The 19,731-nt window shown below is 70.5% G+C and carries 12 protein-coding genes; 8 read left to right on the forward strand and 4 right to left on the reverse strand.

Annotated features, from left to right (window positions below; translation table 11 throughout):
• Positions 1-114 precede the first annotated feature (114 nt).
• The 5 genes from SD37_RS17620 to SD37_RS17640 all read left to right on the forward strand — a co-directional run bounded on the left by SD37_RS17620 (position 115) and on the right by SD37_RS17640 (position 12,155).
• Entirely contained in the window at positions 115-1,032 is a 918-nt protein-coding gene (locus SD37_RS17620) for a helix-turn-helix transcriptional regulator (RefSeq protein ID WP_037314591.1), read from the forward strand.
• Positions 1,033-1,338: 306 nt separating this feature from the next.
• On the forward strand, positions 1,339-3,099 hold the full coding sequence (locus SD37_RS17625) for a fatty acyl-AMP ligase (RefSeq protein WP_044852934.1): 1,761 nt from the start codon (positions 1,339-1,341) through the stop codon (positions 3,097-3,099).
• Positions 3,096-9,584, forward strand: a complete 6,489-nt coding sequence (locus SD37_RS17630; RefSeq protein WP_065912865.1) for a type I polyketide synthase — start codon at positions 3,096-3,098, stop codon at positions 9,582-9,584. Before SD37_RS17625 ends, SD37_RS17630 begins: the two co-directional genes overlap by 4 nt.
• The gene (locus tag SD37_RS17635) at positions 9,581-11,164 is read left to right on the forward strand and encodes an acyl-CoA carboxylase subunit beta (RefSeq protein ID WP_044852936.1); all 1,584 of its coding nucleotides are present in this window, start codon (positions 9,581-9,583) and stop codon (positions 11,162-11,164) included. The genes SD37_RS17630 and SD37_RS17635 overlap by 4 nt, the downstream gene beginning before the upstream one ends.
• 13 nt (positions 11,165-11,177) lie before the next feature.
• Positions 11,178-12,155, forward strand: coding sequence for an alpha/beta hydrolase (locus SD37_RS17640; protein WP_044852937.1), 978 nt, complete (start codon positions 11,178-11,180; stop codon positions 12,153-12,155).
• Between the two features lie 59 nt (positions 12,156-12,214).
• Here SD37_RS17640 and SD37_RS17645 read toward each other — a convergent pair whose 3' ends face one another.
• From SD37_RS17645 to SD37_RS17655, 3 genes are read right to left on the reverse strand one after another with little or no spacing between them, the layout of a single operon-like run.
• Complete coding sequence (locus SD37_RS17645; protein WP_044852938.1) at positions 12,215-13,174, reverse strand: pyridoxal-phosphate dependent enzyme; 960 nt, start codon at positions 13,172-13,174, stop codon at positions 12,215-12,217.
• Positions 13,171-13,815, reverse strand: a complete 645-nt coding sequence (locus tag SD37_RS17650) for a helix-turn-helix transcriptional regulator (RefSeq protein WP_044852939.1) — start codon at positions 13,813-13,815, stop codon at positions 13,171-13,173. Before SD37_RS17650 ends, SD37_RS17645 begins: the two co-directional genes overlap by 4 nt.
• Positions 13,808-14,161, reverse strand: a complete 354-nt coding sequence (locus SD37_RS17655) for a RidA family protein (protein ID WP_044852940.1) — start codon at positions 14,159-14,161, stop codon at positions 13,808-13,810. Before SD37_RS17655 ends, SD37_RS17650 begins: the two co-directional genes overlap by 8 nt.
• A 301-nt stretch (positions 14,162-14,462) precedes the next feature.
• On the opposite strand from SD37_RS17655, the gene SD37_RS17660 reads away from it, so the two are divergent.
• Together SD37_RS17660 and SD37_RS17665 are read left to right on the forward strand one after the other, a co-directional pair.
• A complete protein-coding gene (locus SD37_RS17660; protein WP_065912866.1) occupies positions 14,463-15,719 on the forward strand; it encodes an HNH endonuclease signature motif containing protein in 1,257 nt (418 codons plus the stop codon).
• A gap of 571 nt (positions 15,720-16,290) precedes the next feature.
• Positions 16,291-17,022: a GntR family transcriptional regulator gene (locus SD37_RS17665; protein ID WP_044852942.1), complete on the forward strand. Its 732-nt coding sequence runs from the start codon at positions 16,291-16,293 to the stop codon at positions 17,020-17,022.
• Between the two features lie 18 nt (positions 17,023-17,040).
• Here the strand turns inward: SD37_RS17665 and SD37_RS17670 are convergent, their stop codons facing one another.
• Complete coding sequence (locus SD37_RS17670; RefSeq protein WP_044852943.1) at positions 17,041-18,405, reverse strand: SLC13 family permease; 1,365 nt, start codon at positions 18,403-18,405, stop codon at positions 17,041-17,043.
• Positions 18,406-18,563: 158 nt separating this feature from the next.
• Between SD37_RS17670 and SD37_RS17675 the strand changes: the two genes are divergently transcribed.
• On the forward strand, positions 18,564-19,730 hold the full coding sequence (locus SD37_RS17675; protein WP_044852944.1) for a pyridoxal-phosphate-dependent aminotransferase family protein: 1,167 nt from the start codon (positions 18,564-18,566) through the stop codon (positions 19,728-19,730).
• Position 19,731: the final 1 nt, after the last annotated feature.

Raw genomic sequence — 19,731 nt, forward strand, 5'->3', positions numbered from 1 at the left:
CAGCCGCACGAATCCAGGGCCTTCCCCCTCAAGAACAGTGAGCGGAAACAGCGCGACCGCCGCGCCTGACATCGATGTCAAGGCGGCTGTGCGGAGTGGGGGAGGAGAAGCGTCATGCTCGCCGAGTCGCGGGGCCTGTCGGTGGAGGCCGAGCAGCTGTACCGGGCCCTGCTGGACGGGCGCCCGACCACACCCGGTGCCGAGCTGGCCGAACTGGAGCGCTTCGGCCTGGTGCGGGCTGGCGCGGGCGGAGTCGAGGTGTGCCCGCCTCGCGCGGCGCTGTCGGCGTTCGCCGCCTTGCACGAGGCCGCCGCCGTCCGGGCGCGGGAAGCGGCCGAAGTGCTCGGTGCCGCCTACTCCCTGCGGACCGGCCGGGACGCGGACTTCGTCGAGGTCCTGCGGAGCCGGGACGAGGTGATCGCCACGTTCGAAGCGATGCAGACGCAGGCGACGGTGGACATCGTCGCGCTGGACCCCGGAACGTACATGAGCCCGAAAACCGAGGTGAGCACGGCGCAGCCGGGTTCGATGGCGCGGGGTATCGGCTACCGCGTCGTCTACGACTCGTCCGTGCTCCAGGACGGCGACGGATTCGCGCAGGTGCAGTCGAGTATCGCCCTCGGGGAGCAGGCCAGGGTGTTCCCCGGGTTGCCCTTGAAGCTCGTCATCGCCGACAGCGCTCGCGCGCTGATCGCCGTCCCGAACTCCGACGCCGGGGACGTGCTGGCGTTGCTGATCCACCCGTCGATGCTGCTGAGCGCGCTGATCGAGTTGTTCGGCTCGTTCTGGCGGATGGCCGTCCCGGTCCGCGCGGGCGGACCTGACGACGCGGAAGCGGCACAAGAGCCGACGCTGGCCACCCGGCGGCTGCTCGCCTTGCTCAGCGGGGGACTGACCGACGAGGCGATCGCCCGCGAACTCGGCATCAGCGAACGCACGGTGCTCCGGCGGATCAGCCGTCTGCAGCAACTGCTGGGCGCGCAGACGCGATTCCAGCTGGGAGCGCAGGCGTCCCGCCAGGGCTGGCTCTGAATCGGCGACTCGTGAGTGGTAATGACGGTTCTGACCGTCGTTACCACTCACGAGGTGACCAAGGGGCCACCGCCGGCCGCGGGCCGAAGTCCGTCCGGAAGTGACAAGCGGGACAACCCCATTCTCGCTTCCCCGTGAGCATGGCCCCATCGCCGTCAGCGTTTCGCACTTCTTTCATTGACACTCTTCCCGGCCGATCCATACAGTTCCGGCAGATAAAGAACGGTCTCCGGAATGGAATCCGCTTTCGGCAACGGTGCCGTTCCGCATTCACCAGCTCCCGCTCACGTCGTCAAACGAGGGGCCATGGAAACCATTTCGGAAACGGTCGTCGCCGCCCATGGGCCGGACGACGCAGATGGCGGGGAGTCGTTCGCGACCCTGCTCGGGTACTGGGCCCGGCGGCTCGGCGACGAGGTCGCCGTGACCTACCTCGACCACCGTGCCGGCGCGGACGGCCGGGCGGTCACCCTGTCGTGGCGCGAACTCGACGACCGGGTCGGCACCCTCGCCACGCGGCTGGCCGATTTCGCCGCCCCGGGGGAGCGGGCCGCGATCCTGGCCCGGCAATCCGCCGACTACGTCGTCGCCTTCCTCGGCGCGATCCGGGCCGGGCTGGTCGCCGTCCCGCTGTTCGCCCCGGACCTCCCCGGGCACGCGGGCAGGCTGGCCGCCGTGCTCGCCGACTGCGCGCCGCGGGTCGTGCTCACGACCGCGGCCGAGATCGACGGCGTCGCCGGGTTCCTCGCCTCGGCGGAGATCGAGCGCCCCGCGGTGCTCGCCGTCGACACCCCTGCCCCGGTCGCGGCCGGTGACCGTTCCTGGCCGCGACCGGAACCGAACGGACTGGCGTACCTGCAGTACACCTCCGGTTCGACCCGGACCCCGGCGGGCGTGATGCTGACCCACCGCAACGCGCTCACCAACGCCCGCCAGGCCTGCGACTGCTACGGCATCGAAACCGGGACGACGTCCACGGTCAGCTGGCTGCCGCTCTTCCACGACATGGGCCTGATCCTGGGGATCGGCGCGCCGATGGCCGCCGGCGCGGCCTCGGTGCTGATGGACCCGCTCGCCTTCCTGGAACGCCCGTCGCGCTGGTTGCGCGCACTCACGGCCAGTCCCGGCGCGATCAGCGCGGCACCCAATTTCGCTTACGCCTACAGCGCTTCCCGTGTGACCGAGGCCGAAAAGAGCTACCTGGAACTGAGCCGCGTCGTCTCGCTGATCAACGGGAGCGAGCCGGTGCTGCCGGAGACCATCGCGAAGTTCCACGACACCTTCGCCGAATGCGGGCTGCGGCCCGAGGTGCACCGCTCCTCCTACGGACTGGCCGAGGCCACCGTGCTCGTCTCCGTCACCGAGGCGGGCAAGGCGCCGCGGCAGGTGACCTTCGACCGCGACCGGCTCGCCGCCGGGTTCGCGCTACCGGCCGGGCCCGGCGCCGCGCAGACCACGCTCGTCTCCTGCGGTTTTCCCGCCGGTCAGCGGATCCGTATCGCCGATCCGGTCACCGGGGCCCTCGCGGGGCCGGGCGAGGTCGGCGAGATCCAGGTGAGCGGGCCGAACGTCGGCGTGGGCTACTGGGGACGGCCCGGTGCCTCGGCCGGCGTCTTCGGTCTCTCGCCGGTCGACCCGGACACCGGCGCGGGCTGGCTGGCGACCGGGGACCTCGGCGTGCGCTACGACGGCGAGCTGTTCGTGACCGGCAGGCTGAAAGACCTCGTCATCGTCGACGGCCGCAACCACTACCCGCAGGACATCGAGCAGACCGTGGAGACGCATCCCGCGGTCCGGCCTCATTCCGCCGCCGCTTTCGCGATCGAGCGGGCGGACGGCGAGGCGGCGGTCGTGGTCCTGGAACGGGCCAAGGGGACCGAGGCCGACGTCGCCGTGGCGACCGCGGAGGTCCGGAGAGCGGTCTCGGCCGCACACGGCCTGCGCCTGCACGACGTCGTCTTCCTCGCCCCGGGCCAGGTCCCGCGGACCTCCAGCGGCAAGATCAGCCGGGTCCTCTGCCGGAGGTCCTATGTGGACGGATCGCTGACCGCGCGGCGGCCCGGGTGACCGCGGAGCTCCGCGCCTGGCTGATCGCGCGGGTGGCGGAACGGACCGGGCTGCCCGGGGACCAGGTCGATCCGGACCGCCCGGTACACGAGAACGGGCTTTCCTCGCGGGAGTCGATGGCGCTGGCCGCGGATCTGGGCCGGTACCTCGGCCGGCCGCTCGCACCGACCCTGGTCTGGCAGAGCCCGACGATCAACGCCCTCGTCGCCCAACTGTCCACAGTGGAGCCGGAAGCCGTCGTAACGGCGGAAAGCCGCGAGGAGGAGCCGATCGCGATCGTCGGCGTCGGCTGCCGCCTGCCGGGAGGGGCCGAGTCCGCGGAGCGGTACTGGCGCTTCCTGGACGCCGGGCACGACGGTATCCGTGACGTCCCGGAAGACCGCTGGGAGGCGTTCGGCGGCGGCGTCGACGGGCTGCCCGGCCGAGGCGGGTTCCTCGGCGAAATCGCCGGCTTCGACGCCGAGTTCTTCGGCATCACCCCGGGCGAGGCCGAAACGATGGACCCCCAGCAGCGGATGCTGCTCGAAGTCGCCTGGGCGGCGCTCGAAGACGCCGGGATCCCGCCGTCCACCTTGCGGGGAAGCCGGACCGGGGTGTTCGTCGGCCTCTCGGCCGGCGAGTACGGCCACTTGACGATGTCCGACCCCACCGCCGTCGACGTGTGGTCCGCCACCGGTGCCGCGACCAGTATTGCCGCCAACCGGCTCTCGTACCTGTTCGACCTGCGCGGGCCCAGCCTCACCCTCGACACCGCCTGCTCGTCGTCGCTGGTGGCGGTGCATCAGGCGGTGCAGAGCCTGCGGCGGGGTGAATGCGGGACGGCGCTGGCCGCCGGGGTGAACCTGATGCTTTCGCCCGCCGTCACCGCGACCTTCCAGCGTGCGGGGGTGCTGGCCCCCGACGGCCACTGCAAGCCGTTCGACGCCGCCGCCGACGGTATCGCCCGTGGCGAGGGCTGCGGCGTGGTCGTGCTCAAACCGCTGAAGGCCGCCCGCCGGGCGGGGGACCGCGTGCTCGCGGTGATCCGCGGCAGCGCGGTGAACTCCGACGGCCGGTCCAACGGTCTCGTGGCACCCAGCCCGGCCGCGCAGGCCGCGCTGCTGCGTGACGCGTACGCCGCGGCGGGGGTCGAACCGTCCTCTGTGGACTACGTCGAGGCGCACGGGACCGGCACCGCGCTGGGGGATCCGATCGAGGCCGGTGCGCTCGGCGAGGTGCTGGGCGTCGGCCGCGAACCGGACCGCCCGCTGCTGATCGGCTCGGTGAAGGGCAATCTGGGGCATCTCGAAGGCGCGGCCGGGATCGCCGGGCTGATCAAGGTCGTCCTCGCGATGGTGCACCGGCGGTTGCCGCCGACCCCGCACTATCGCGAGCCCAACCCGTACATCGACTTCGCCGGTCTCGGCCTGCGCGTGGTCGACGCGGTGACGGACTGGCCGCGGTACTCCGGTGTCGCGCGTGCCGGGGTCTCCGCCTTCGGGTTCGGCGGGACCAACGCCCATGTCGTCCTCGAAGAGTGGCCTGCCGCGTCGTTCCCCGCCCGCGGGAAGGAAGCCGAAGGCCCGCGGGTCTTCGCGCTGTCGGCCAAGTCGCGCGAGGTGCTCCAGGCGCGGGCCGCCGATCTGGCGGAGTGGCTCGACGATCCCGCCCGGCGCGCGGTTCCGCTGGACGTCGTCGCCGCGACCCTGGCGCGGGGCCGGGATCCCCTGCCGGTCCGCGGCGCGGTGGTCGCCGAGGAGCGCGAACGGGTCGCCGTCGCGCTGAGAGAACTGGCCGCCGGACGCGAGAGCGTCGGCGTCGTCACCGGCGAGGCCGCGCAGGCACCCGGTGTCGTGTTCGTCTTCTCCGGCTACGGCTCCCAATGGCCCGGGATGGGCCGTCTCCTGCTGCGCACCGAACCCGCGTTCCGCGCGGAGGCCGAGGCGCTCGATCCGGTGTTCCAGGCCGAAGCCGGGTTCTCCTTGCTCGAGATGTTCTCGGGTGAGCGCGACCTGCCGGACCTCGGCGCGACGCAACTGGCGTTGTTCGGCACGCACCTCGCCCTGGCCGGGCTCTGGCGGGCGCACGGTGTCGTCCCGGCGGCGGTACTCGGCCATTCGATGGGTGAGGTCGCGGCCGCCGTCGTCGCCGGGGCGCTGGACGTCGCGGACGGCCTGCGCGTGATGGCCACGCGGGCGCGGCTGCTCGCCGAGGTCGACGCGGCGGGCGACGGCGCGATGGCCGTCGTCGAACTGTCACCCGCCGAACTGGCCGAGCTGGAAGCGGAATTCCCCGGGATCACCGTCGCGGTCTACGCGTCGCCGGTCCAGTGCACCGTCAGCGGTGGCGCGGATCAGGTGGAGGCACTGGTCTCGCACGTCGAGAGCCTCGGCAGGCTGGCCAAGAGACTGCCGGTCGGCGGCGCCGGGCATTCGGAAGCCGTCGACGCCGTCCTCGGCCGGTTTCGCGCGGACCTCGCCGGCCTCTCGGCCAAACCCGCCGAGATCCCTTTTTACAGCAGTGTTCTCGATGATCCACAGTGGACACCGCGCTTCGACGTCGACTACTGGGCGGCGAATCTGCGCCGCCCGGTGCGGTTCAGCCAGGCGCTGGCGGCGGCGACCGCCGACGGCCACGGCGTGTTCGTCGAGATCTCCCCGCATCCGGTCGCGCTGGCCGCGATCGAGCAGAGCACCGGGGCACTCGCGCTGCCGTCGGCGAGCCGCAAGACCGACGAGCGGACGGCGTTCCTGACCACCCTCGCCCGCCTCCACACCCTCGGGCTGCCCGGCGTGCTCGACGCGCGCGGTCCCCGGCCGGTCCCGGTCGCCCTGCCCGGCCCGCGCTGGCGGCACCGGCGGTTCTGGCCCCGGCGTCCGGCCGCCCGCTCCGGAACCGGCGGCGCGCATCCGCTGCTGGGTGTCCACATCGAACAGCCGACCGGCGGTGGCCATCTGTGGCGCGCGGACGTCGGGACCGCGGCGCTGCCGTGGCTGGCCGACCACGCGGCGATGGGTGTCCCGCTGTTCCCCGCCACCGGTTTCCTGGAACTGGCGCTCGCCGCGGCGAAGGCGGTCCTGCGGCCCGGCGGGCAACTGCGCGTCGGTGGCCTCGAACTGCACCGGGTGCTCCCGCTCGCCGCGCACACCGAGGTGACGACCAGTCTCGGCACCGGCCCCGGACCGTCCGAAGTGGACGTCTACGCGCGGTCCGCGCACGGCGGCTGGATCCGGCACGCCACCGCCCGCGTCCACGACGGCGACACCACGGTGGTGCCGTTCGGCGCGGTCGGCGCGGATGCCCGGCCGGTCGACCTTTACCAGGTGCTCGCCGGGATGGGGCAGAGCTACGGTCCCGCCTTCCGCGGGCTGCGCGACGTCCTGGCCGCGCCGGGCCGCGCTTCGGCGTCGATCACCCTGCCCGCCGACCATCCGGCGTTCGTCCTGCATCCGGTGATCGCCGACGCCTGCCTCCACGCGCTGGCCGCGGCCGCCGGGGACACGCTGCGCGAGGCCGACGGCGTGTTCTTGCCGCTCACCGTGGGCGAGGTCGTCGTGGCCGGTGAGCCACGGCGCGGCGTCCGCGTCGACGCGGTGCTCGGTTCGCTCGATCCGGCCGGTGACGGCCTGGTCGGCGGGGTCCAGCTCGTGGACGCCGACGACGTCGTCCTGGTCGAGTTCCGCGACGTCTACTGCCGCCGGTTCCAGCGGTCGGCCCTGCCGGTTCCGCTGGAGGACCTGCTGTTCGAGACCGTCTGGCGGCAGGCCGACCTGCCCGCGACCGAACCGGGCGAGCATCGCTGGGTCGTGTTGTACGACGACGAACACCGGGACCTGCCGTGGCTGACGTCGTTACGCGAGCGGCTCGCCGAGACCGGGGACGGGCTGGAGACGGCCCGGCTCGGCGATCGCGCGGCACTGGCGGAACTCCTGCGGTCCCGTGAGGTGACGGGTGTGCTCGCGTGCGTCGCCGCGACGGGCGAGCCCGATCCGATGCGGGCCGGAGGGACGATCGCCGCGCTCTCCTCCGTCATCGCCGAACTGGCCGAGCAGGCGACCGCCCCACGGTTGTGGCTGGTCAGCGCGGGCGCGTCGGTCGTCGAACCCGGCGAGCGCGGTGACCCCGGGCAGGCCTGCCTGCGCGGGCTGATCCGGGTCCTCGCCTTCGAACATCCCGAACTGCGCGCGAGCCAGGTCGACTTCGACGCCGAACCGGATCCGGCCGGGCTGTGGGTCGGCAAGCTGGTGGCGGAGATCCGCGCGGACGCGCCGGACGACGAGATCGCCTGGCGCGAGGGCGTCCGGTACACGCGGCGGCTCGCCCGGCCGGAGCTCGGCGAACCCGGCCGTGAAACCGTTGTCCGCGAAGGCGCTTACGTGATCACGGGCGGGCTCGGCGGCCTCGGCCTGGTCGCGGCGGACTGGCTGGCGACGCGCGGCGCGACCCGGCTGATCCTGTCCGGCCGCCGCGGCGCGGGCCCGGAGACCGAATCCGCGCTGGCGTCCCTGCGCCGTCTGGGTGCCGACGTCCGCGTGGTGACCGGCGACATCGCCGAGCCGGGGACGGCCGAGGCCTTGGTCGCGGCGGCCACGGAAGGCGGTCTGCCGTTGCGCGGTGTCCTGCACGCGGCCGGAGTGCTGGCCGACGGCGCCGCCGTCACCGTCGGCACCGGCGCGATCGACGCCGTCTGGCGGGCGAAAGCGCTGGGAGCGTGGCGGTTGCACGAGGCGACCGCCGGACACGACCTCGACTGGTGGCTGGCGTACTCGTCGGCTGCCGCGTTGTTCGGCTCGCCGGGGCAGACCGCGTACGCCACCGCGAACGCCTGGGTGGACGCGCTCGTCGCGTGGCGCCGGGCCGCCGGGCTGACGGCGGCGACCGTCGGCTGGGGAGCCTGGGGTGAGGCGGGAGCGGCCGTCGGCAGCCGCAATCCGGTGCTCGAACCGCTCGGCACGGAGGAGGCGCTGGCGGCGCTGGACGCCGTGCTGACCCGCGACCGGGCGGCGACCGGGATCGCCCGCGTCGACGCCGGGACCGTGCTGGCCCTGTTCCCGCGGCTGGTCGAACGACCGTTCTTCGGAATCCTGGTACCGGGCGAAGAACCGGATACCGCACCGTCCACTTGGGACGGCCTGGAGGCATTGCGGGCCGCGCTGCCGGAAGCCGCGCGGGAGATGCTGGCCGACTACCTCTCCGGGCTCGTCGCCGGGATGCTCGGGATCGCCGAGGACGAGATCGACAGGCACGTCCCGCTCACCCGCCTGGGCCTGGACTCACTCACCGCCATGCGCGCCCGGGGCGTGGTGGAACGGGATTTCGGCCTGCCGCTGCCGATTCCGCTGCTGTTGCGGGGCGCCAGCCTGGGCGAACTCGCCGACCACCTCGCCGAACAGGCCGGATTCGGCGGGGGAGGCCCGCGCTCCGCCGGATCGGTCGTCGTGGTCGGGCCGCGTGATCCGGCCGAACGCTGGGTCGCCCGGCAGTGGCGGGCGGAACTGGGCGGCGCGGAACCCGGCGTCCATGACGATTTCTTCGCCGCGGGTGGAGATCCCGAAGGCGCAAAACGGTTGCGGGCGGCGTTCGCCGGTCAGCTCGGCGCCGTCCCCGACGTCGACCGGCTCTTCGCCACGCCGACGATCGCGGCGATGGCGGATCTGCTGCGGGTCGCGATCGAAGGGCGCGGGGACTGCCCGGTCCGGCCGTTGCGCGAAGGCGGCACGGATCCGGTGTTCCTCTTCCACCCGGCGGGCGGGCCGACGAGTGTCTACGACGGACTCGTCCGCCTTCTGCCCGACGGCGGATCCGTGTACGGGCTCGAACGGATCGACGAAGAGGACACCGTCGAGGGCAAGGCCGACTGCTATCTCGAACTGATCCGGGAGATCCAGCCACACGGCCCGTACCGGCTGGGTGGCTGGTCGTTCGGCGGCTGCCTCGCCTATGAAACGGCCCGGCGGCTGACCGCGGCGGGGGAGCGCGTCGACCTCGTGTTCCTGATCGACAGCATCCTGCCGTTGCCCGCGGCCGGGAAACCGGTGCACGAAATCCTGCTGGACCGGTTCGCCCGGTTCGCCGAGCATGTCGAACGGACCTACGGCGTCCCGCTGGACATCCCGCGCGAGGACCTTCTCCCCCTCGGGGAGGAGGAGCAAATCAGGCTGGTGATCGGCAGACTGGCCGCGCGAGTGCCGGGGATGGGCCAAGGGGTGCTGCGGCATCAGTACGAGTCCTATGTGGACGCGCGGGTCGCCGAACGCTATGTCCCGAAACCGTATGCCGGTCCGGTGCTGCTGCTGCGCGCCCAGGATCCCCATCCGCTGACCACCACCCTCGACCCGCGTTACCTGCGCACCGACGAAACCCTCGGCTGGGACGCCTACTGCCCGGACCTCCACGTCGTCCGGATCCCGGGCGATCACCTGTCGATGATCGACCCGCCGCAGGTCGAGGTGGTCGCGGCGGCACTCGCGAGCAGGCTCGCGGCGTCGAAGACGGTGCGGCCATGACCGACGTCCCGTTCGCGCCGACGACGGCGTTCCGGATCGCCGACCTGGCCGCCCGCCAGGACGAAGCCGTCCGGATCGCGGAGAAGCGGGCCGTCGACCGGCAGCACGCCAAGGGCAAGCTGACCGCGCGCGAACGGATCGACCTGTTGCTGGACGAGGGTTCCTTCGTCGAACTCGACCAGTTCGCCCGGCACCGGTGCGCCGAGTTCGGGATGGACGCGAACCGGCCCTATGGCGACGGCGTGGTGACCGGCCACGGCACCGTCGACGGCAGGCAGATCTGCGTGTTCTCCCAGGACTTCACCGTGTTCGGCGGCAGCATGGGCGAGGTCTTCGGTGAGAAGGTCCTCAAGGTGATGGACCTGGCCATGACGCTGGGCTGCCCGGTCGTCGGGATCAACGACTCCGGCGGCGCCCGCATCCAGGAAGGTGTCGTCTCACTGGCGTACTACGCCGAACTCGGCAGGCGTAACGCGCTGGCGTCCGGTGTCATCCCGCAGATCTCGCTCATCATGGGTCCTTGTGCCGGTGGGGCGGTCTACTCGCCCGCGATCACCGATTTCACCGTCATGGTCGACGAGACCGCGCATATGTTCGTCACCGGGCCGGACGTCGTCCACGCCGTCAGCGGCGAGCGCGTCACCGCGCAGCAACTCGGCGGTGCCGCGATGCACAGCGCCGTGTCCGGCAACGCCCATCACCGGGCCGTCGACGAACACGACGCGATCGACTGGGTGCGGACCCTGCTCGGCTACCTGCCGTCGAACAATCTCGACGCCGCCCCGGAGTACGCCGACGAGACCGGCGCCGAGCCGACCGCCGCCGATCTCGAACTCGACCGGCTGGTGCCCGACGCGCTGAACCAGGCCTACGACATGACCGAGGTGATCGTCCGCCTCGTCGACGACGGCGAGTTCACCGAGGTCCACAGTGGATTCGCGGCCAACATGATCTGCGCGTTCGGCCGGGTGCAGGGCCGCACGGTCGGCGTCGTGGCCAACCAGCCGTGGCATCAGGCCGGTGTCATCGACATCGACGCCTCCGAGAAGGCCGCGCGGTTCGTGCGCTTCTGCGACGCCTTCAACATCCCGCTGCTCACCCTCGCCGACGTCCCCGGCTACCTGCCCGGCGCGGAGCAGGAGCGGCTGGGGATCATCCGCCGCGGCGCCAAGCTGATCTACGCCTACGCCGAGGCGACCGTGCCGAAGGTGACCGTGGTGATCCGCAAGGCCTACGGCGGCGGCTACGCGGTGATGGGGTCGAAGCATCTCGGCGCGGACGTCAACCTGGCCTGGCCGACCGCGGAGATCGCGGTGATGGGCGCCGAGGGAGCGGTGCGGGTGCTGCACCGGCGTGAACTGGCCGCGCTGCCGCCGGAACAGCGGTCGGCCGAACAGGCGAGGCTCACCGAGGCCTACCGGAAACGGCACTCGAATCCTTACGTCGCCGCTGAACGCGGTTACGTCGACCAGGTCATCGTGCCGTCGCAGACCCGCCTGCACGTCGCGAGGGCACTGCGCGCGCTGCGGACCAAGCGGCAGACCCTCCCGGCCAAGAAACACGGAAACATCCCTTTGTGAGCAAGGAGAAGTGATGAACCGAACGCGGCGGTGGGGCCTGCTGGTGTTGTCCATGGTCGCCTTGCTCGGCACGTCGATCCCGGCGAGCGCCGCGCCCACGCCGGTCACCGCCGACGACGGCGCGAAGGTGGTCGAGGAGACCTGGCTGGACGCCCGGACGGTCGATCTCAAGATCAGCTCGCCCGCGCTCGGCACCACCGGCATGGTCCGCTTGCTGGTCCCCGCCGGCTGGGCCGCGCAACCGGCGCGGACCTGGCCCACGCTGTACCTGCTGCACGGCTGCTGCGAACCGGTCGACTACCGCTCGTGGGACCAGTTCACCGACGTCAAGGCGTTCACCGCGGACAAGGACGCGCTCGTCGTGATGCCGACCGGCGGGCCCGCCGGGATGTACACGAAGTGGTGGAACTTCGGTCTCAAGAGCACTCCGGACTGGGACACCTTCCACACCCTGGAGGTGCGGCAGATCGTCGAACGCGGGTACCGCGCCGGCACCCGCCGGGCGATCGCCGGACTGTCGATCGGCGGGTACGGCGCGCTCGCCTACGCGTACAAGCACAAGGGGATGTTCGGCGCGGCCGCCTCCTACAGCGGTGTCCCGAACACGCTTTACCAGGGAACCCCGCTGTTCATCCAAGGCATCCTCGCTCGCGCGGGGATCTTCAACTACCTCGAACTCTGGGGCGACAGCTGGGGGATGCGGCCGCTCTGGTCGGCGAACAACCCCTTCGACCACATCGACGACCTTCGTGGCACCGCGCTCTACATCTCCTGCGGCAACGGCCAGACCGGGCCACTCGATCCGCCCGGTCAGTCCGACATCTTCGAACCCTCGGCGCTGGGCACCTCGGTGAGCTTCACGGATCGGTTGAAGCTCAAGGGAATCCCGGCGACCGTCGACTACTACGGCCCCGGCACGCACAGCTGGCCCTACTGGCAGCGGGCTTTGCGTAACTCGTGGCCGGTGCTGGCCGGCGCTCTCGGCATCTAGAGGACTAAACGCGGGTGGTGGGTGCGCCGTGTTCCGCATTCAGAGGACTGAACGCGTGGTCAGTGGGCGATCAGTTCGGCGAAGCGTTCCGGGCTGACGTTCCCGCCACTGATGATCACGCCGATCCGCCCCGAGGCGGGCATCTGACCGCTGAGCAGCGCGGCCAGCCCGGTCGCCCCGCTGGGCTCGATGACGAGCTTGAGACGTTCGAACGCGAACCGCATCGCGTCCCGGACCTGGTCGTCGCTGACCAGCGCGATGTCGTCGACCAGCTTCCGGTTGATCGAGAAGGTCAGCTCGCCGGGGATCGAAGCGGCCTGGCCGTCGGCGATCGTCCGGGGGACCGGGATCGAGACGCGTTCGTCCGCGTCCAGCGAGCGCTTGGTGTCGTCACCCTCGGCGGGCTCGACGCCGACGACACGGATACCGGGCCGCAGGGCCTTCGCGGCGGTCGAACTGCCCGCGATGAGGCCGCCGCCACCGACCGGGACGACCAGCGTGTCGAGGGAGTCGGTGTCCTCCAGCAGTTCCAGCGCCGCGGTGCCCTGCCCGGCGATCACGTGCGGGTGCTCGTACGGCGGGATGAGCGCCAGGCCGCGATCGGCCGCCAGCGCCTCGCCGATCGCGACGCGGTCGCCGGTGTACCGGTCGTAGGTGACGATCTCGGCGCCGTAACCCGCCGTGGCGTCCTTTTTGGACTGCGGGGTGTCCTCCGGGATCAGGATGACCGCGCTGCTCCCGAGTTCCCGTGCCGCGAGCGCGACGGCCTGGGCGTGGTTGCCCGAAGAATAGGCGGCGATGCCCTTGGCGAGCTGTTCCGGCGAGAGCCGGGAGGCGGCGTTGTACGCGCCGCGGAACTTGAAGGCCCCGACGCGCTGGAGGTTCTCGCACTTGATGAAGACCTCGGCGCCGACGAGGTCGTCGAGGGTCCGGGAGCGCACGACCGGGGTCCGGTGGGCGACACCGGCCAGGCGGGCGGCGGCGTCGCGGATGTCGTCGATGGTCACGGGGGCGGTCATGATGCTCCTTGATCACGGATTTCGGACAGATAGTTGTAAGCGGAGGCGCGGGAGATCCCGATCCGCGCCGCCACCTGAGGCACCGCCCGCCGGACGGCGAAGACGCCGCGCGCGTGCAGGCTGCGGAACAGGTCGAGCCGCTCTTCACGGCTGAGCGCGGCCCACGGTTTGTTCAGCCGGAGCTGGTGTTCGTCCACGATCGCGTCCACCACCGCGTCGACGTCGTCGCCGAAGGTGGTGGTCGGTGTTTCGGTGGTGGTGCCGACATCGGCGAGTTCGCCGACCAGGGTCTTGAGCTGGCCCAGCGCGGTGATGTCGAGATTCACGCACAGCGCGCCGAACACCGAGCCGGCGCTGTCGCGCAGCAGCATGGTCGAGGACTTCACGAGCTTGCCGGACGCTGTCCGGGTGACGTAGTTCAGCTGGTCCTCGGCCTCGTCACCGCGGGCGAGCAGGCCCATGCCGATCTTGCTCATCGAGCCGCCGACACTGCGATCGGTGACCGATCCGGCGATCGCCACCACCGACTTCTCCGGACGGCGGAAATCGTGCACGACGACCTCGCAGAACGAGCCGAGCGTCGCCGCGATTCCGTCGGCGACCGGGGCGAGCGCGTCGAGGATCGCGTCCTGCTCAGACATCGCGTACTCGGGCCAGCGCTTCGACCTCGACGACGCCGCCGTAGGGCAGGGACGCCACTCCGACACAGGTGCGCGCGGGCCGGGGCTCGGCGAAGAACTCTTCGTAGACGCGGTTGAGACCGTCCCGGTCGGTGATGTCGGTCAGGTAGACGACGACCTTCACCACATCGGCCCGGCTCGCGCCCACCGAGCGCAGGGCGGCGTCGAGGTTGGCGAAGGCTCGCGGGCATTCGGCGTCGAAACCGCCCGGCGCCAGTTCGCCCGTCTCGGTCACCCCGAGCCGTCCGGACACGGAGACCAGATCGCCGCTGCGGAAGGCCGGGGGATACGGATGCTCGTTGCTCACAAGACCGACTGTATAAGCGTTGGACGGAAAGTCCAAGTGGTTTACGTCACGGCGTGCGATCGAGGTAGCCGGCGCAGGGGTGGTCATCGCTTTTGGTCGACTAAATGCGAGCTTTGGCAAGTAGTCGGCTGGTCTAGTGTCGCTGACGAACTCAGTGACTGTCTCGTGAGACCTTGGGCTACTTCAAAAACACCGAAGTCTTCAACAAATTCTTGGCTGGCTCGAACGGTGTGTTGACTTCCGCTTCACCCACTAGTATTAAAACGAACACGTGTTCGAATTTCTTTGGTATTATCGTGGGGTGTCCGAGACGATCCTTCCCGAGTTGCCGCAGGAGTTGTGGCGCGCCGGCAAGCTGGAGCTTGCCCATGGCGTGCAACAGTTCCTGCAGGTGATCAGGGTCGCCACCGCCGGACTGGGACAGTATTTGGCGGAGATCGAGTCTCGGGGCGCGAAAGACTTGTACGGGTATGGGTCGACGGCCAAGTGGTTCGCTGATGTGGCGGGATTGTCGTTCGGTGAAGCGCGACCTGTGGTGAATCGGGCGATCGCATTGAACCCGACCCGTGGTTTGGATGGGACCGAGCTTCCGCCCTCCGCGCCCGCTACTGCGACCGCGGCCGCGGAGGGGGCGGTCGGGGACGAACGAATCCAGCAGATTCTGGACTTCCTGGCGAGCCTGCCGCTGGATACATCGGTGGAGGACCGGGAGAGCGCGGAGAAGACCCTGGCCGAGCTGGCCCGCCACGCCGGTCCCCGGCAGCTGGCGAAAGCCGAACAGAACATCCTCGGCTGGCTGGATCCGGATGGTGCCGAGCCGAAGGAGCCTGAGCCGAAGCAGCCGCGTCGCGAGTTGACGTTGGAGCGCCGCAAGGACGGGTTCTGGAAACTGAACGGCCTCCTCGACGACGAAGCCGGTGCCCGCACCGCCGCCGCCCTGGAGGCCTACGCTGCACCCCGCCCGGTCGACGAATTCGGCCAAGCCGATCTGCGGACGAAACCCGAACGCCTCGGCGACGCCTGGGTCGACCTGGTCGACCTCGCGATCGCCTGCCCGGACCAGCCGGGCACTTCCGGTTACCGGACGCTGGTGCATGTCACGATCGGGCTCGACGAGTTGAAGACCGGCCTCGGCACCGCGTGTGTGGACTACGTCGGGACGATGACCGCTCGCGAGGCCCGGATGGCGGCCTGCGACTGCCTGATGCTGCCGGTGGTGTTGAACGCGGCTGGTGAGCCGCTGGATGTGGGGCGTCTGAGACGGTTCGTCACGCCTGGCCAGCGACGGGCGTTGAACATCCGGGACCGGGGTTGCGCCTTCCCGGGCTGTCATCGGCCCCCGAAGAACTGCCACGCCCACCACATTGAGCACTGGGCAGACGGCGGACCCACCGACCTGCGGAACCTGACCCTGCTGTGCGGCTTCCACCACCGGCTGATCCACCACGGCGACTGGCAAGTCCGCATGGCAGCCGACGGGCTACCCGAGTTCATTCCACCCCAGTACCTGGACCCGCTCCGACGAACCCGGCGCAACACCCTCCACCGCGCCGCCTAACCCCCGCATCACCCGAGGAGCCCGCGCCAGCCACACCGGCGACGGGCCTCTCGGCATGCCCACAGACAGACGACCCACCGCAGATGCTCGAGGCTCAGGCGACTCGCCCGCCACCGCGACCGGGAAGTCCGCATGGCAGTCGACGGCCTCCCCGAGATCATCCCACCCCAATGCCTCGACCCGCTGCGAAGAACCCGGCGCAACACCCTGCATCGCGCCGCCGCCTGACCCCTGCACCCCCCGAGATGTGCGCCAGCCACACCGGCGACGGGCACCTCGCCATGCCCAAGGCTCACACGGCTCGTCACCCAGTCCAACGACGACCCCCTGCACACCCGCGACCGGGAGGTCCGCATGGCAGTCGACGGCCTACCTGAGTTCATCCCGCCCAGTACCTCGACCCGCCTCGAAGAACCCGGCGTAACACGCCTAACCCCCGCCCCCGATGGGCTCGCCAGCCACATCGACGACGATGCCTGGAGATCGGCGAAGGCAGGTGAGCGAAAAGTCACCCGCCGCTCACACAGGGGAAGAGGCTGATATACCGTATACAGAAAGGGAGGGAGTCTCGATGACCATCACGCAGTCCGACGGCCGGATCGTCGCGCCGCCGAGTATGGCCGATCTGGCCACCCAGGCGCTGCGCGCGATGATCCTTTCCGGCGAGCTTCCGCCCGGTACGCGGCTGGTCGAGGCCAAGCTCACCGAGCGGCTCGGGGTGTCCCGTCCGCCGTTGCGCGAGGCGTTGCAGGTCCTGGCCTTCGAAGGGCTCGTCGTTCCCCATCCGCGACGCGGGGTCATCGTGCGCCCGCTGACCCGCCATGACGTCTACGAGATCATCACTTTGCGCGAAGAACTCGAAGCCTTCGCCGTCCGGATCGGGGTTCCGGTCCGCTCGCCCGAGCGGTTGCAGGCCTGCCGGGACGCGTTGGCCGCCTTCGAGCAGGCGGCCCTCGACGGGGACGAAGGTGTTTTCACGCAACGGAAGTACGACTTCCACCAGTCGATCGTCGCGCTGGCCGGTCATGAACGCGTCACCGAGGCGTATCGCGCCCTCTCCCTGCAGATGCAGCTGTGCATGGCGCTCAATCGCAGTGCCCGCCGTGACGGCGAGTCGTTGATGCAGAACGTCGACCGTCACCGCGAACTGCTCACGATCATCGAGGGCGGCGATCCCGAGGCGGTGCTGAAGGCGCTGGCAGAGCACGGTCACGGCAGTTTCCTCGACGAGGTGGTCGATCGGCTCGACGGCGGCAGTCCCGAATCCGAGCGGTGGCTGAAGGAACGCCGGGCACGGCGCTGAGGGGCGCGTTCCGAGGGGTCAGCCCCAGCCGGGCAGGATGAACAGCAGCCAGGTCGTGACGGGTGCGACCGCGCACATGCTGAAGCCCCAGATCATCAAGCCCCGGAACACATGGTCGTTCTGTCCGGCGGGCGCGTTGGCGACGACCAGCGCGCCGCTGGTCGAGAACGGCGACGAGTCGACGACCGACGACGAGATCGCCAGCGCGATGATCATGCTGACCGCGCCCACCTCGCCCGCCAGCAGGAACGGCACCGCCAGCGGGATGAGCGCGCCGAGGATCCCCGTCGTCGAGGCGAACGCCGACACCACCGCGCCGATCGCGCAGATCAGGATCGCGGCCAGCAGGGGTGAACCGATGCGGGTGACCAGGTTGCCCAGCCAGTCGATCGTGCCGACCCGCTCCATCAGCGACACGAAGGTGACGATCCCGCAGATCAGCAGCACCGTCGGCCACGCGACCTCGCTGACGGCCGCTTTCGCCGATCCCGGCGAGACCAGCGACAGCACCGTCGCCACGGTCAGCGCGGTGAATCCGACGTCGAGTTTGAACACCAGCGCGCCGATCGCGAGCGCGGCCAGCCCGATCAGGGTGAACACGTGGTCGCGGTTGAGCGGAAGCCGTTCTTCGATTCCGTCGCCGGAGGCCGCGGGCGCCGGCTCTTCGGGTCCGGTGCCGCCGCTCCTGGCCGCGCCGGCCGGCGAACCGCTCAGCGCGAGCGCCGTCGCGGGCTGGGCGGTCACGGCGACGACCTCGGACGTGGTGGTCGAAGACCGGCGGATCAGTTCACGGCCGCCGAAGAGGAAGAACACCACGACACACAGCAGCAGGTTGAAGACGAACGAAGACGCGAACAGCAGTCCCGGATCGCTCGGCAGGTTGTCGCGGGCGACGACGCCGTTGACGATGCTGCCGAAGATGCTGATGGGGGAGAAGCCGCCCGCGCTGGCGCCGTTGATGATCAGCAGGCCCATCAGTATCGGGTTGATCCGGTAGCGGCGGGCGAAGCCCATCCCGATCGGGGCGATGATCGCCACCGCCGCCGGTACCACCGCGCCGACCGCGGTCAGTGCCGCGGTGACCACGAACATCACCCACGGGATCAGGGCGATCCGTCCGCCGACGGCGCGCACCACCAGATGCACGAGCCGGTCGACGGTGCCGTTGCCCTTGGCTATCGCGAACAGCAACGTCACCCCGACCAGGATGACGAAGAGATCGCCGGGGAAGCCCGAGACGATGTCGTCGGTGCTTTCCCCGGCGAACGCCGTGCCGATCACGAAGGCGGCGACGAACGCCAGTGCTCCCATGTGGACGGGAAGCACGGTCGCGATCAGGAAAACGAGGGCGAGCGCCACGACTGTGACGAGTTGTATGGACATCGGAATCCTCTGCGGTCGGCGCTGACACATTCAGGGAGTCGGGTCGAAGTTTGTTCCGGATACCCCCTCGACGAGGTTCGGTACACGGTATACCTTTCAAGCAGCGAGACCAAGGTTTCGCTCTGTGGAACATCTCGGAGCCGAGCGTGGAGGCGCACATGACATACGCGGCCGGACGTCACTTCCTGCAGATCCCGGGCCCGACGAACGTCCCGGACGTGGTGCTCCGGGCGATGTCGGCGGCCACCATCGACCACCGCGGCCCCGAGTTCCAAGAGCTGAGCAGCCGTCTGCTGCGCGACATCAAACCCGTCTTCGGCACCACGAATCCAGTGGTCATCTACCCCGCCACCGGCACCGGCGCGTGGGAGGCGGCCCTCACCAACACCCTCAGCCCCGGCGACACCGTCCTGGCCTTCGAGACCGGGCACTTCGCCACGCTGTGGCAGGAGATGGCACGGGGTCTCGGGCTCCAGGTCGACTTCGTTCCGGGGGATTGGCGGCACGGCGCGAATCCCGAGGTGGTCGCCGACAAACTCACCGCCGACCCCGCGCACCGGATCAAGGCCGTTTGCGTGGTCCACAACGAGACCTCCACCGGGATCACCAGCCGGATCCCGGAGATCCGCGCCGCGATCGACGTCGCCGGGCATCCCGCGCTGCTGCTCGTCGACACCATCTCGTCGCTGGGTTCGATCGACTACCGGCACGACGAATGGGGCGTCGACGTCACCGTCGCGGGCTCACAGAAGGGCCTCATGCTCCCGCCGGGCATGAGTTTCAACGCGATCAGCGACAAGGCCCTCGACGCCGCCAAGACCGCCGCCCTGCCGAAGATCTTCTGGGACTGGGGTCCGATGCTCGCCGCGAACGAACGCGGCTTCTTCCCTTACACGCCCAACACCAACCTCATGTACGGCCTGCGGGAAGCCTTGCGCCTGCTCTACGAAGAGGGCCTCGAGAACGTCTTCGCGCGCCACGCCCGGCACGCCGCCGCCACGCGGGCCGCCGTGCGCGGCTGGGGGCTGGAGGTCCTCTGCCAGGACGAGCGTGAGCATTCCGGTGCGCTGACCGCGGTCCTGGTGCCCGAAGGCGTCGACGCCGACAAGGTCCGCGCGATCATCCTCGACCGGTTCGACATGTCCCTGGGCGCTGGCCTGGGCAAACTCGCCGGGAAGATCTTCCGGATCGGGCATCTCGGCGCCTTCAACGACCTCACCCTCGCCGGCACCCTCGCCGGGGTCCAAATGGGACTCACGCTCGCCGGCGTCCCCGCCGATCCCCGCGGTCTGCAGGACGCGCTCGAGCACCTGCAGAACGACTGAG

It is taken from the genome of Amycolatopsis orientalis (assembly GCF_000943515.2).
Lineage (GTDB): Bacteria > Actinomycetota > Actinomycetes > Mycobacteriales > Pseudonocardiaceae > Amycolatopsis > Amycolatopsis orientalis.